Below are 13740 nucleotides of genomic sequence, written 5' to 3' on the forward strand. Positions count from 1 at the left end.
CGGGGTCGCCTTTCTTTGGGGTACCTTTCTTTGGCGACGCAAAGAAAGGTACCTCGGCCGCCGGGCCGAGACCCGGCCTCCACCCTCAATCAAGGCATGCAGTCAACGCCGCGCCGCCACCGGTCACACATCCCAGCGCCCGCACTCAATCAAGGCGTACGGTTCAAAAGAAGCACATCCCACCACACACGCACGCCACCCAACATCAGCTAACATCCCACCCGCGGTTGCAAGCCGCCCCCGGGCCCGCGGAAAGGGTAGAACCCACTTGCAAGAAGGCAGCGAACGCTGGACGGACCAGGAACGGATCCGCCCGCACTGCCTTCCAACCACACGCGCATCCACCACCTTTTGTGCAGCCGGATCTGCGGGCCATCGGCACCTGATGCACGGAGGTAATCTTCATGACGACCACGCCCTACGGCAAGCGCCTTCCCGCCCGGCCCGACATCGGCCACCTCAAGAAACAGGCCAAGGACCTCCTGGCCTCGTACCGCAGCAACGACACTGCCGCCTTCCACCGGTTCCGCACCGCCCTGCCCGCCGCAACCGGTAAGGACGACGCCACCCTCGCCGCCCAGGGCCTGCGCCTGCACGATGCCCAGTCGTGCATCGCGCGCGAGTACGGTTTTGCCTCCTGGGCCGAGCTGCAGGCCTTCGTCGCCGCGCGCCGCGCCGTGCTGGACGGCGACCCGGCCCAGGCCGTGCTGCACTGGCTGGGCCTGGTGTATGCGGGCGATATCTCCGGCGGCATGAACCGCGCCCGGCCCGCGGTGGCCATGCGCCTGCTGCAGGACAACCCGGCCCTGCTGGCCAAAGATGAACCCTACCTCGCCTGCGCCGTGGGCGACGAGGCCGTGCTGCGCCATGCCACCGAGCGCGACCCCGACTGGGTGCACCGCCCGGGCGGCCCGCTGCGGCTGCCGCCGCTGGTGGCCGTCACGCACTCGGGGCTGCTGCAGCTGCCGGCCTACCGCGAGCGGCTGCTAGGCTGCGCGCGCTACCTGCTGGCCGCCGGGGCCTCGCCCGACCAGGCGGTGGGCAACCGCTGGCCCCCGGCCTCGCTGCAGGCGCCCGACGAGGCGCACCCGCTCTCGGCCCTGTACGGCGCCGCCGGCTGCAACCACGACCCCGAACTCACGCAGCTGCTGCTCGATGCCGGCGCCCGCCCCGACGACAACGAATCGCTGTACCACTCGCTGGACAACCCCGCATGCACCCGGCTGCTGCTCGAGGCCGGCGCGCGCATCACCGGCACCAACGCCATGGTCCGCGTGCTCGACCTCGATGACCTCGCCACCCTGCAGCTGCTGCTGGCCCATGGCGGCGATGCCAACGAGCAGCCCGCCAGCGCGCCCAGCTCCGACTGGGGCTCGCTGCTGCTGTGGGCCATCCGCCGGCGCCGCTCGACCGCGCACATCGCGGCCCTGCTGGCCGCTGGCGCCCGGCCCGATGCGCGCATGCAGGACGGCACGCCCGCCCACACCATGGCCCTGCGCTACGGCCTGACCCAGGTGGCGCAGCTGCTGCAAAACGCCACCGCCCAAACGGATGGCCATCGCCATGCACCGCTGGCACCGGACGAAGCCTTCATCGCCGCCTGCGCACGCGGCGACGAGGCGGCAGCCCGCGCCCTGCAGGCCGCGCACCCCGGCATCCTCGGCACCCTGGCACCTGCCCAGCTGCGGCTGCTGCCCGAGCTGGCGGCCCAGGGCTGCAGCGAGGCGGTGCGCACCATGGTCAGGCTGGGCTGGCCCATCGAGGAGCGTGGCGGCGACTGGGACGCCTCGGCCCTGAACCAGGCCGTGTTCCGCGGCAACGCGGCGCTTGCCCGCTTTCTGCTCGAACAGGGCGCCGACTGGCGCGCCCTGCACGGCTTTGGCGACAATGCGAGCGGTACGCTCTCGTGGGCCTCGCTCAACGAGCCCACGCCGGGCGGCGACTGGGTCGGCTGCGCCCAGGCCCTGGTGGCGCATGGCATGCCCGGTGCACGGCCCGACCCCGAGGCCACGGAAGATGGCGCGGTGCTGCTGGGCGGGCGCCGCAGCAGGTTCTCCGAAGAGGTGGCGGACTGCCTTCTGGGTCTGTATGCCCCGCCGGGCTGACCACGGCCGGGACGAAGCCGGGCGAGCCGCCCCATTGTCAGCAGCTGTGCACCCTGTGTCAGGGTGCGACGGCCCCGCACGCATGTACCCCGGGGCATGCCCCGTGCCCGTTACCTGCGCTTGCAGCCTGCCTGCGCGGGCATGGCCTTGAACGGCCTCGTCCTACCGGGCCCGCGCCTGTGCCCCTACCGCGTTGCAGGCACGCCGGTTTCACCATGGAGGACAAGGTGGCGCCTTTCAATGCCACCGCCATTCTCTCCAAGGAGTCCCCCATGTCGACCACACCCGCCTTCCGTTCGCGCCGCACCCTCGCGGCCCCGCTGCTCGCCGTGTCGGTGATCGCGCTCGGCGCATCGCAGCTCGCCCAGGCCCAGGGCTTTGGCAGTGCCAGCCCGGCCACGCCCTCGGTCGTGACCATCGGCAATACGGCCACGCCCAGCACCACCACAACGCCCGCCACCGCCACCACGCCGAGCAGCAACAGCAGCATCGGCAACACCACCGTGCCTGGCAACATCCCCAGCGGCATTCCCAGCAGCGGCAATGTGGGCAACGCCAGCACCAGCACCTCCAACATCCCGGCCAGCGTGACCAGCAGCACGCCCTCGGTGAGCACCGGAAACATCCCCAGCGCCACCACCTCCACGGCAACCGCCACCCCACCCAGCAGCAACAGCAGCATCGGCAACACCAGCATCCCGGGCAATATTCCGAGCAGCATCCCGAGCAGCACCATCGGTACGCCGGCCACCAACAGCACCAGCACATCCGGCATCCCTGGCAGTGTGCCCGGCAGCACGGGTACCACCGCCACCGGCAATACCGCGACGACAGGCACGCCTACTGGCAGCACCGGCAACACCGGCACACCCGGCACCACCACCGGTGGCGTGACCGGCACCACGGCCACGGGGACGACCCCAGGGAACACGACGGGCAACACCGCCACCCCGGGCAATGCCACGGGCACGACCGGCACTGCGGGCACCGGCACCGCCCCGGGCATTGGCAGCACCGGCAACCCGGGCAGCGCCAGCGGCACGGCCCCCGGCACGAGCAGCGGGGTCGGCTCCAGCAACGGAGGCACAGGCCCCGGCAGCGTGAGCGGCGTCCCTTCCGGCTCAGGCTCGGGCGGCACCACCAGCGCCGGCGCGCCCGGCAGCCCCGCCGGTGCGGGCATCGGCGCCACAAGCGGCAGCCCCGGCGCTGGCATTGGCAGCAGCAGCGGTGCAGGCATTGGCAGCAGCAGCGGTGCAGGCGCAAGCCCTGGTGCCGGCGCCGGCGGCGCCGGGGTGGGTGCGGGTGTCGGAGCCGGAGCGTCCGGCACGGGGGCCGGTGTTGGCGCACCGGGTGCCGGTGCTGGCGTAGGCGCCGGGTCTGGATCAGGTGCTGGCGCTGGCGCTGGCGCTGGTGCAGCAGGTGCCGGCGCGGGTGCCTCTGGCGGCCCCGGTGCTGGTGCTGGTGCTGGTGCTGGTGCTGGTGCTGGTGCTGGTGCTGGTGCAGGTGCTGGTGCAGGTGCTGGTGCTGGTGCCGGTGCCGGTGCCGGTGCCGGTGCCGGTGCCGGTGCCGGTGCCGGTGCCGGTGCCGGTGCCGGTGCTGGTGCTGGTGCTGGTGCCGGTGCTGGTGCCGGTGCAGGTGCTCGCTGATCGCACTCTTCAGCGCGGCGGGCCAACGCCCGCCGGGCCCATGCACGCACCCGATGCAGACGGGGTGTGCCCTGCCCAGGCGCTCAACCTCGCTGCAGCGCAATGCGCAGGTGGTGCTCCCCCTCGGCCAACTGCACGCGCAGGGGCGCCGCGCCGCATACCATGGCAACCCCATCCAACTGCGCTGAGGCCACCACAGCCGCAGCCCCCTGCGGGCCCGTGGCAGTGACTTCGATGTTATAGATGGCGCCTGACAGAGTGATGCGCGCCTCGAAGCCCGGCCATTGGGCAGGCATGCACGGGTCGATCACCAGCACGTGGCCCTCGCGCCGTATGCCCAGAATGCTTTCCACCCCGGCCCTGTACATCCATCCCGCAGCCCCTGTGTACCAGGTCCAGCCGCCGCGTCCGGTGTGCGGGGCCACGGAGTAGACGTCAGCCGCCACCACATAGGGCTCCACCCGGTAGCGCGCAGTCTCGTCGGGCGTGCGCGCGTGGTTGATGGGGTTGACCAACGCAAACAGCCCGTGCGCCCTGGTGCCAGCTTGTGGCTCGTTGCGCAATTGGGCCAAGGCCATGATGGCCCACATGGCCGCATGGCTGTACTGCCCACCGTTCTCGCGCAAACCGGGCGGGTAGCCCTTGATGTAGCCCGGGTCGTGCGGCGTGGTGTTGAACGGCGGCGTGAACAGCAGGGCCAGGCCCTCGTGCGGCAGCACCAGCTTGTCGCCCAGTGAGGCCATGGCGATCAGCGCCCTTGCCGGGTCGGCCGCGCCCGAGAGCACCGCCCACGACTGGGCGATGGAATCGATGCGGCACTCCTGCCCCTCGTGCGTGCCCAGCCAGGTGCCATCGTCGAAAGTGGCGCGCCGGTACCAGGCGCCGTCCCAGGCCTCGCGCTCCAGGGCAGCGCGCACCGATTCGGCATGCATGCGCCAGCGCGCGGCGCAGTTGGGGTCGCGGGCATCCGCCAGCGGCGCCATCAGCGCCACCGTGCGCACCAGCAACCAGCCCAGCCACACGCTCTGGCCACGGCCCTCCTGGCCTACGCGGTTCATGCCGTCGTTCCAGTCGCCCGTTCCCATGAGCGGCAGGCCCAGGTCGCCGGTCAACTCCATGGCCTGGTCCAATGCCCGCGCGCAGTGCTCGAACAGGGTGGCCGATGCATCCGCTGCCATGGGCTGGAAGAAGGCGTCGTGCTCACCGGACTGCAGCGGTGGCCCGTCCAGGAATGGGATGGACTCGTCCAGCACCGTCTCGTCACCAGATACCTGCACATAGCTGGCGGCGGCAAACGCCAGCCACACCCGGTCGTCCGAGATGCGCGTACGCACGCCCTGACCCGTGTGCGGCAGCCACCAGTGCTGCACGTCGCCCTCGGCAAACTGCCGGCCTGCGGCGCGCAGCAGGTGCGCGCGCGTCTCCTCGGGGCGGGCAAAGGCCAGCGCCATGCCGTCCTGCAATTGGTCGCGAAAACCGTAGGCCCCGCTGGCCTGGTAGAAGGCCGAGCGGGCCCAGACGCGGCAAGCCTGCGTCTGGTACAGCAGCCAGCCGTTGAGCAGGATGTCCATGGCGCGGTCGGGCGTGCGCACCTGCACGGCGCCCAGCAGGCTGCGCCAATGCTGCGCCACCTCCTGCAGCACTCCGTCCACGTCGAGCAGGCGGTAGCGGGCCACCAGGGCCAGGCTTTCGGCGGCCGATCCACACTGCCCGATGAAGCCCGTCACCTGTCTGGTTTCTCCGGGCTGCAGAATGAGCGTGCACTGCAGCGCCGCGCAGGGGTCGCGCCCCGCACCACCGCCGCCAGAGAGCGTTGCGTTGCCCCGCAGCGCAGCAGGATTCGCCAGGCTGCCATGCCGCCCCAGAAACTCCGTGCGGTCGCTCGTCCAGGAGGTCTGTTGCCCGCCCAGGTCGGCAAAGGCCACGCGGCTGGCAAACGCCGTGCTCCAGGGGTTGCGTGCCAGCAGCACGCCGGTGTCCGCATCGCGCTCAGCCAGCACGAACGGGGCCGATGCCCCGCGCGAGGTGCCCAGCACCCATTCGGCATACAGCGTCACGGTGATCTGCCGCGCCTGCGCCGTGCGGTTGTGCAGGGTCAGGTGCGACACCTTGACCGGGTCGGCGATGGGCACGAACTGCAGCAGTTCGAGCGCGATGCCATGGGCCTCGTGCAGGAAACGGCTGTAGCCGTGCCCATGGCGTGCCGTGTAGGTTCCGTTGCCGCGCATGGGCTGCGCGGTCGGGCTCCACAGCTGGCCGCTGGCATCGTCGCGCACGAAGAAGGCCTCGCCCGCCGGGTCGCTCACCGGGTCATTGGACCAGGGCGTGAGCTGGTTCTCGCGGCTGTTGCCGGCCCAGGTGTAGCCGCTGCCGTCGGCCGACACGTGAAAGCCGAAGCCCTGGTTGGCGATGACGTTGATCCAGGGCGCGGGCGTGGTGGCCCCGCCGCGCAGGATGGTCACGTACTCCGTGCCATCCTTGTCGAAACCGCCCAGGCCGTTGAAGAACTCGAGCCCAGTGGTGTCCGGCGCCGGGGCCGGTTCGTGCTGCGGCTGCGGTGTCGGCACAGGTGCTGGCCTGGCCACCGGTTCGGGCACCTCCGCGGGCATCAGTGCCAGTTGCTGGGTGATGGGGCCGCGCCGCGCCACCAGCGCCACGCGGGCGATGGACTGCAGCAGCGCGCGCGAAGTCGCCTCCATGAGGTCGGCGCGCAGCGTGTGCACCACGCCGTGCGCCAGCGATTCGCCCAGCCGTGGCCGCGACTGGCTGCTGCGCACGGCGGTCTCGATGGCGATCTGCAGGTCCTGCACGTAGGACGACGCACGCTCGTTGATGACCACCAGGTCCACGCCGAGGCGCTTCATGCGCCAGTACTCGTGGGCCTGCAGCAGCTGGTGCAGCTGGGCGATGTCCTCGATGTCGTCGATGCGCAGCAGCACGATGGGCAGGTCGCCCGAGATGCCGTGCTGCCACAGTCCCGACTGCGGCCCTGCCCCGCGCGCGATGGCATCGGCCGGCGCGCGAAAGCGCGCATCGGCATACAGGATGGGCGCCGCCAGGCGCTGGAAGTCCGCCGCGGCATCGGCGCCGACGCCGATATGGCGCAGCTGCACCTGGGCCTGGGTCCAGGCCAGGGTGCGCGCGCGCTCGAAGGCGCTGCGGTCGTGGTGCTGGTCCACCAGGTCCAGCAGCGCCTCGCGCGTGGGCGCCACCAGGGTCCAGAAGGCCACGCGGGCCATCTGGCCGGGGGCGATGCGCACACGCTGGCGCAGCGCGAATACCGGGTCCAGCACGGTGCCCACGGTGTTGGACAGCGCACCGCCGCCATGCACCGCCAGCGCATTGCGCGCGGTGCGGCCCCGGGCCAGGAACAGGCCGCGGTCGGTCTCGTACTGCGCTGGGGCCGTCACCGTGCCCTCCACCACCGCGAAATGCGCAGCCCACACCCCCGCCTCACCCGGGCTACGCGCACGGCGCGTGGCCAGCAGCGCGCCAAACTCGGGCAGGTACTCGGTCTGCACGAACATCTTGGAGAAGGCCGGGTGCGCATTGTCGGCCGCAGGCGGCGCCAGCACCAGCTCGGCGTACGAGGTCAGGTCGATCTCGCGCGCACGCGGTCCGGTGTTGACCAGGGTGACCTGGCGCACCTCGCCATCGGCCTCGGCCGACACGATCACCTCGGTGGTGGTGGTCATGCTGCCGTCGTGGCGGGTGAAGGCCGCATGGTCCTCGGCAAACGCCACCTCGTAGCTGTCGGCCGCGCGGCCAGAGGGCTCCGCCGCCGCGGACCAGGTGCGGCCGCTGTGCGCATCGCGCAGGTAGACGTGCGAGCCCCAGTCCTCGCTGGTGGCGTCCTCGCGCCAGCGGGTCACCGCCAGGTCGCGCCAGCGGCTGTAGCCGGTGCCGGCCGCCGTGAGCATGACGGCATAGCGCCCGTTGGACAGCAGGTGCGTGGCCGGCGCGCCCGCACCCGGCGCCCCCATGCGCCGCACGGCATGCACGTCGTCGCGCACGTCGGCAGGGCCGGTCTGCGTCTCTTCGGCGCGCGGGTGGGCCACGGCCACCAGGCGCGGCATGCGCTCCTGCAGCAGCAGCTCGCAGGCCTGCACCATGGGCTCGCGGTGAAAGCGCTCGCGCATCTGCCCGCCATGCAGCGTGTTGGCAATGGCCACGATGGTCATGCCCTGGTGGTGCGCCATGTAGTTGCGAACGATGGCCACGGCCTGGCCCTCCGGCAGGCGGCTGCGGGTGAAGTCCAGCGCCTCGTAAAAGCCATGCTGCCCCAGGGCGCCGAGCTGCGCCAGCCGCGCGAAGTTGTGCCCCGCCGCGGTGGCATCCACCATGCACGCCAGGCCCGTGGCGTAGGGGGCGATCACCAGGTTCTCGGCCAGCCCGCGCTTGAGACCCAGGCCCGGCACGCCGAAGTTGGAGTACTGGTAAGTGAATTCCAGGTCGCGCGCGTTGTAGGCCGACTCGGAGATGCCCCACGGTAGGCCCTGCAGCGCGCCATAGGCCATCTGCCGCTGCACCACCAGGGTGTTGGTCTGCTCCAGCAGGCTGCCCGCCGGTGCGCGCATCACCAGGGATGGCATCAGGTACTCGAACATCGAGCCCGACCACGACACCAGCGCCGATCCCTTGCCCACGGGTATCGCCGTGCGCCCCAGGCGGAACCAGTGGCGCGTCTCCACGTCGCCCTTGGCGATGGCAAACAGGCTGGCCAGCCGCGCTTCGGACGCGAGCAGATCGTAGCAGTTGGCGTCGAGCCGGTTTTCCACCGCCGCGTAGCCGATGGACAGCAACTTGCGATCTGGGTCGAGCAGAAAGCCGAAATCCATGCCCAGCGCCAGCGCGCGTGCGGTGCCGGCCAGCGCTTGCCAGCGCGCGTCGAGCGTGGGCGCATCGGCAGCGGCCTGCAGGTCACGGCCCTGCTCGGCGATCCGTGCGCGCACGGCGCCGGCCCAGAACCACAGGGCATCACCTTCGCCGCTGCCCGCCGGCACCACGATGTCCTGCGCCTCCTTCAGCGCCTTGTCGGCCAGGCGCTGCAGTGCGGGCAGGCCCATCTCCACGGTGCCCCCCGCCACCGCGGTGTCGATTTCGGCCAGCATCGCCAGCAGGCGCCGGCCCTGCGCGCCCTGTGCCGCAGGCACGCCCTGCACCGCCTCGCGCGCCAGCGCCAGGGCATCGCCCAGGCCCTGCACCCAGGTGGCGGGCAGCGGCGCGTGCACCCATCCCTCGCAGGCATTGGCCAGCGCGATCAGGTGGCCGGCCAGGTTGCCGCTGTCCACCGACGACACATAGGCCGGCGCCAGCACCTGTGCCGTGCCGGTGTCGTACCAGTTGTAGAAATGGCCCCGGTGGCGTGCCAGTGCGCCCATGCTGGCCAGCGTGGCCTCCAGCCGCTCGGCGGTCTGCACGGCACCGGCCCAACCGAAGTCGCGCGCCGCCACGGCCGACAGCAGGTACAGCCCCATGTTGGTGGGCGAGGTGCGGCGCGCCACCACGGGTTTGGGGTCCTCCTGGAAGTTGTCGGGCGGCAGGTGGTGCTCGGCCGCCGTGACGAAGGTCTCGAAGAAGCGCCAGGTGCGCCGCGCGATGCGCCGCAGGGCCAGCGCGTTGTCCACCGCAGGCGCGCTTTGCGGCGCGGGCGCGGATCGGCGGCTTGATCGCCAGGCGAGGGCCGGTGCCGCCAGCCACAGCGCCAGCAGCGGCAGTACCAGGGGCCGCGATGCCGGTGCCAGCGCGGCGGTGCCGGCCGCCAGCACCGTGGCCAGCAGCAGGCCGCCGGCCATCAGCCGGTAAAAGCCCGCAGGCCCCGGGCGCGGTTTGGTGGCCGACTGCGCGGCGGTCTTCCACTCCAGCATCTGCCGGTGCGTGGCATACAGCCGCACCAGCGCCCGCACGATGGCGTCCACCGCGCGCCAGGCATGGTCGGGCAGCAGCGCGATGGCGGCCACGGTCTGCAGCACCGCCACGCGAAAATCAGACGCCAGCAGGCGCAGGTGGCTGGCCACGCGGATGCCGGGGCGGCTGGCCCACAGCTCGGCCATGCCCGGCAGAAAGGCCGGCACGCCCAGCGCCGCCAGCACCAGCAGCACGCCCCAGGGCGCCTGTGGCCAGGGCAACGCGCAGCACAGCACCAGCGTCAGCAGGCCGGCCGGGGCCAGCAGCGAGCGGCGCAGGTTGTCCAGCATCTTCCAGCGGCCCAGGGCGGGCAAGGCGACACCTTGGTGGCGCCGGCCCAGCACCCAGGGCAGCAGTTGCCAGTCGCCGCGCGTCCAGCGGTGCTGGCGCTGCACAGCCACGTCGTAGCGCGCAGGAAAGTCCTCGACCACCTCCACGTCCGACGCCAGCCCGGCCCGCGCCAGCACGCCCTCGAACAGGTCGTGGCTGAGCAGCGTGTTCTCGGGCACGCGCCCGGCCAGCGCAGCCTCGAAGGCATCCACGTCGTAGATGCCCTTGCCGGTGTACGAGCCCTCGCCGAACAGGTCCTGGTACACGTCCGACACCGCGGCAGCATACGGGTCCATGCCGCCCGGGCCCGAGGTCAGCCGCTGGTACAGCGAGCCTTCCAGCCCCATGGGCAGTGCTGGCGTCACGCGCGGCTGCAGGATGGCATGGCCGCCCACCACGCGCTGCTCGGCCGGGCTGAAGGTCGGCTGGTTCAGCGGATGGGCCATCTTGCCGATCAGGCGCATCGCGGCATCGCGCGGCAGTCGGGTGTCGGCGTCGAGCGTGATGACGTAACGCACGCCGGGCAGGATGTCGGGCTGCTCTCGCCCGCCCAGCGCCATGAAGCTGGTGTCCGTGGCGCCGCGCAGCAGGCGGTTGAGCTCGTGCAGCTTGCCGCGCTTGCGCTCCCAGCCCATGAAGCAGCCCTCGCCGGCATTGAAGCGGCGGTGCCGGTGCAGCAGGTAAAAGCGCTCGCCGCCCGGCGCCGGGCCGTGCCGCAGGTTCAACGCGGCGATTGCCTCCTGCGCCACGGCGATCAGGTGGGCGTCGCTGGCCACCACCTCGGTGGCCGCGTCCAGCCCGTCGGCCAGCAGCGCGAACGACAGGTCGCCCCCCGCGCCCGCCAGGTGGTGCACCTCCAGGCTCTCGATATGGGCGCGCAGGTCTGCCTCGCTGGTCAGCAGCGTAGGTACCACCACCAGGGTGCGCAGCCCGGCCGGCACACCATCGTCCAGCGCCAGGCCCGGCAGCCCCACCGCGCCGAAGCGCCGGCTGACGCGCCGGTTGACGAGCACGCTGGCCACCTCGGTGGCGGGCAGAAACCCGGCCAGCGCCAGCGCCACCAGCCAGCCCGGGTGCGTGCCGTGCGCGCCGGCCCACCACAGCGCCGCCCCCAGCAGCAGCACGGCCAGCCCCATGATGGCGGCAATGTAGCCGCGCACGCCCAGGCCCACCTGCCAGCGGTTCAAGCGAAAGCCCCAGGGCGGCTTGAAGCCGATGGCCTGCTCCAGCGCGGGCCGGCCCTCGGCCACCAGGTGGTAGCCGGGATCGGCGGCGCGCGCGGGAGTCTCCCCGGTACCCTGGGCGGCCGCGGCCGCCTGCGCACTGGCCAGGGCCTGCTCGGCAATCGCCAGCTCGGTCCAGTCGGAGCCGCGCGCCAGCTGCTCGATGGCGCTGCGGTAGAGGTTGCGCGTTGCAAAGTCCATGGCTGCGAAGCCGCTGCCTTCGCGCAGGCGCGCGTCCACCAGGCCCATGCCCTCGACCAGGTCGGCCCAGTCGATGTCGGACATCAGCCGCATGCTGGTGATCACGTTGCGCACGCTCACATTCGAGGCGCCCTGGCGCTGCTGCGCATGCTCGATCACCAGGCCCACGCTGGCGCCCTGCAGTTCAAGCCGCTCCTCCAGCCACTGCAGCGCAGGGGTGGTACGCGGGTCCTGGTCGCGCAGGCGCTTGGCCAATTGCGCGGCAAACAGCTCCGACAGCGGGCCATGGGCGCGCGTGCCGATGTCCCCCACCAGGGCCGAGTAGGCGCTGCCTGACGCGAGCAGGCGGTCGGCCAGCGCCTGCGCATCGGCGCGGTCGGCCCGGCCGGCCGTGATCTGGTCGGCCAGGCGGCGCAGATTCTCCACCAGCACGATGCGCAAGGTGATGGCCACCGCCCACAGCTCGCTGATCATCAGCGGCTGCACCTGCTGGTAGGCGGCGATGAAGCGGCGCAGCGCCAACGGGTCGAAGTGGCTGTCGGTGTGCGCGACAAAGGCCCAGGCAATGCCGAAGACGCGCGGGTAGCCGGCAAATGGCCCCTGCGCCAGCTTGGGCAGCTGGCGGTAGTAGCCCGGTGGCAGGTCGACGCGGATCTCGCGGATCTGCTCTTCCACCACGTGGTAGTTGTCCAGCAGCCAGTCGGCCGCGGGCACCACGCTGGACCCCGACGCCAATTCCGCGGCGCTGGCCCGGTAGGCGGCCAGCAGCTGGCTGGCATTGGCGCGCAGTCGCCGGTGCAGTGACGGTACCAGCGGCGGCCGCAGGCTCACCTGCTGGGCGGCGGCCAGGCTGCGCGCGTGCTGCTCCAGGCGCTCCATGCCGAACAGTTCCTCGCGCACGGGGGCGGTGCCATTCCACGGCGGCGCGGCAGCGCCCCGCACGGCATGGGAAAGGGAAGACAACAGGGCATCGACAACAAGCATGGGCGCCTTTCGGGGCACCCCGGGGCCGCGTTGTGCCTCGTGATCTGCCCGCTGCAGGAGAAAGGGCGGACGGGCCAGGCCGTCCGCGTCGAAGTAGAGAGGTGCCTGCGTGGGACGACGCTGGCAGGCCAGCGCGCGCGCGCGAGGCCGTGAACGCTGCACGCTGTGCTCAGGCGTGGCGCCTCAAGCAGCGGTACAGCTGGTGACCGGTGGTGGAGATCAGCCCTTCTTGCCTGCGCGCAGCGGCGGCGCGGCACCGGGCTTGGCGGGGGCCATGGGGTCTGCCACCGCTACCGGCTTCTGCTTGGGCTTCTTCGGTTCCTTGTTGCCGCGTTTCTGTTCTTTTCCTGCCATGAAAGGCTCCTTCGCTTGGAACACGCCCCGTGGATTGGCGGGCGCAATGGTCTCAGCCACCCGGCGCCAGGCGCGGATGGGGCGTTCAAGCACTCACCGGCACCCTCATGGAAGGCGCCAACAGATGCATGGAGGAAGGGAAAAGGTCTGCAGAACGCAGGCGTCCAGCGGCGGGACGTGATTTGAGCGGCAGTTCTTCGACACCACCAGGTGGGGGCGGTCAACGCAGTTGCAAGGTACCGGCAGCAACAAAAGGGAGCGAGCCTTGCGGTGGCCCTTCCTGCCGCCTTCCACGCAGCCAGGCGACCACGATGGCGTGGTAGGTGTGCCGCCAGCGGGCCTGCGACAGCGCGTGGTCGGCGTCCAGCAGCATGTGCCGCACCAGGCTGCGCGCGTTGCCGAAGGCCCAGGCATAGCTGTCGATCACCGGGCGCGGCACCACTTCGTCGTGTTCGGACTGCACCAGCAGCACATCACCCTTGAAGGCGGCGCAGGCAGCCAGTGCACGGTTGCCCTCGGGCGTGTGCACGGTATGGCGGTAGGCATCCACCTTGCGCCGGTCCAGGTCTTCCTTGGCGGTCAGCCAGTCTGCATCGGGGTAGATGGCGGGCGAGCGCAGCACCAGCCAGTCGAACGGGTACAGGCCTGCCAGCAAGGCTGCCATGTAGCCGCCATAGCTGAAACCCAGCACGCCCATGCCATCGGGCCGGGCCTGCGCATGCAGCACCTGGTAGTCGCGCAGGGCCTGGCGCAGGCTGTCCTCCCGGGTCACGGCGGCGCGCTCGGCTGCGGGCCAGTCCGCATCGGGCAGGTCGGCGCGGCGGCATGCCCAGCCGTCTGTGGCCAAGTCCTCGCCCAGCATGTCGTACTGGGCCCGGCCATCGTCGTCCCAGCCCGGCAGCACCAGCAAGGCAGGCCGCTGCAGCCCGGCTACCGCGGTGCTTGCAGGGGGCAGGAGGGTGGTGGTGTCCATGCCCGCATGGTGTGCGC

5 protein-coding genes are annotated in these 13740 nt (G+C 71.6%); 2 read left to right on the top strand and 3 right to left on the bottom strand.

Translation table 11 applies throughout. From position 1 onward, the window contains the following. Positions 1-404 precede the first annotated feature (404 nt). Together AC07X5_RS26570 and AC07X5_RS26575 are read left to right on the top strand one after the other, a co-directional pair. Positions 405-2105, top strand: coding sequence for an ankyrin repeat domain-containing protein (locus tag AC07X5_RS26570; RefSeq protein WP_494772573.1), 1701 nt, complete (start codon positions 405-407; stop codon positions 2103-2105). A gap of 272 nt (positions 2106-2377) precedes the next feature. Further along, positions 2378-3751: a hypothetical protein gene (locus AC07X5_RS26575; RefSeq protein WP_494772574.1), complete on the top strand. Its 1374-nt coding sequence runs from the start codon at positions 2378-2380 to the stop codon at positions 3749-3751. Between the two features lie 83 nt (positions 3752-3834). On the opposite strand, the gene AC07X5_RS26580 is transcribed toward AC07X5_RS26575, so the two are convergent. The 3 genes from AC07X5_RS26580 to AC07X5_RS26590 all read right to left on the bottom strand — a co-directional run bounded on the left by AC07X5_RS26580 (position 3835) and on the right by AC07X5_RS26590 (position 13723). Continuing rightward, positions 3835-12396, bottom strand: a complete 8562-nt coding sequence (locus tag AC07X5_RS26580) for a glycoside hydrolase family 94 protein (RefSeq protein ID WP_494772575.1) — start codon at positions 12394-12396, stop codon at positions 3835-3837. Positions 12397-12615: 219 nt separating this feature from the next. After that, positions 12616-12750, bottom strand: coding sequence for a hypothetical protein (locus tag AC07X5_RS26585; RefSeq protein WP_494772576.1), 135 nt, complete (start codon positions 12748-12750; stop codon positions 12616-12618). Between the two features lie 220 nt (positions 12751-12970). After that, a complete protein-coding gene (locus tag AC07X5_RS26590) occupies positions 12971-13723 on the bottom strand; it encodes an alpha/beta hydrolase family protein (protein WP_409955056.1) in 753 nt (250 codons plus the stop codon). Positions 13724-13740: the final 17 nt, after the last annotated feature.

This window comes from Acidovorax sp. GW458-11-26-14-TSB4 (genome assembly GCF_059423865.1).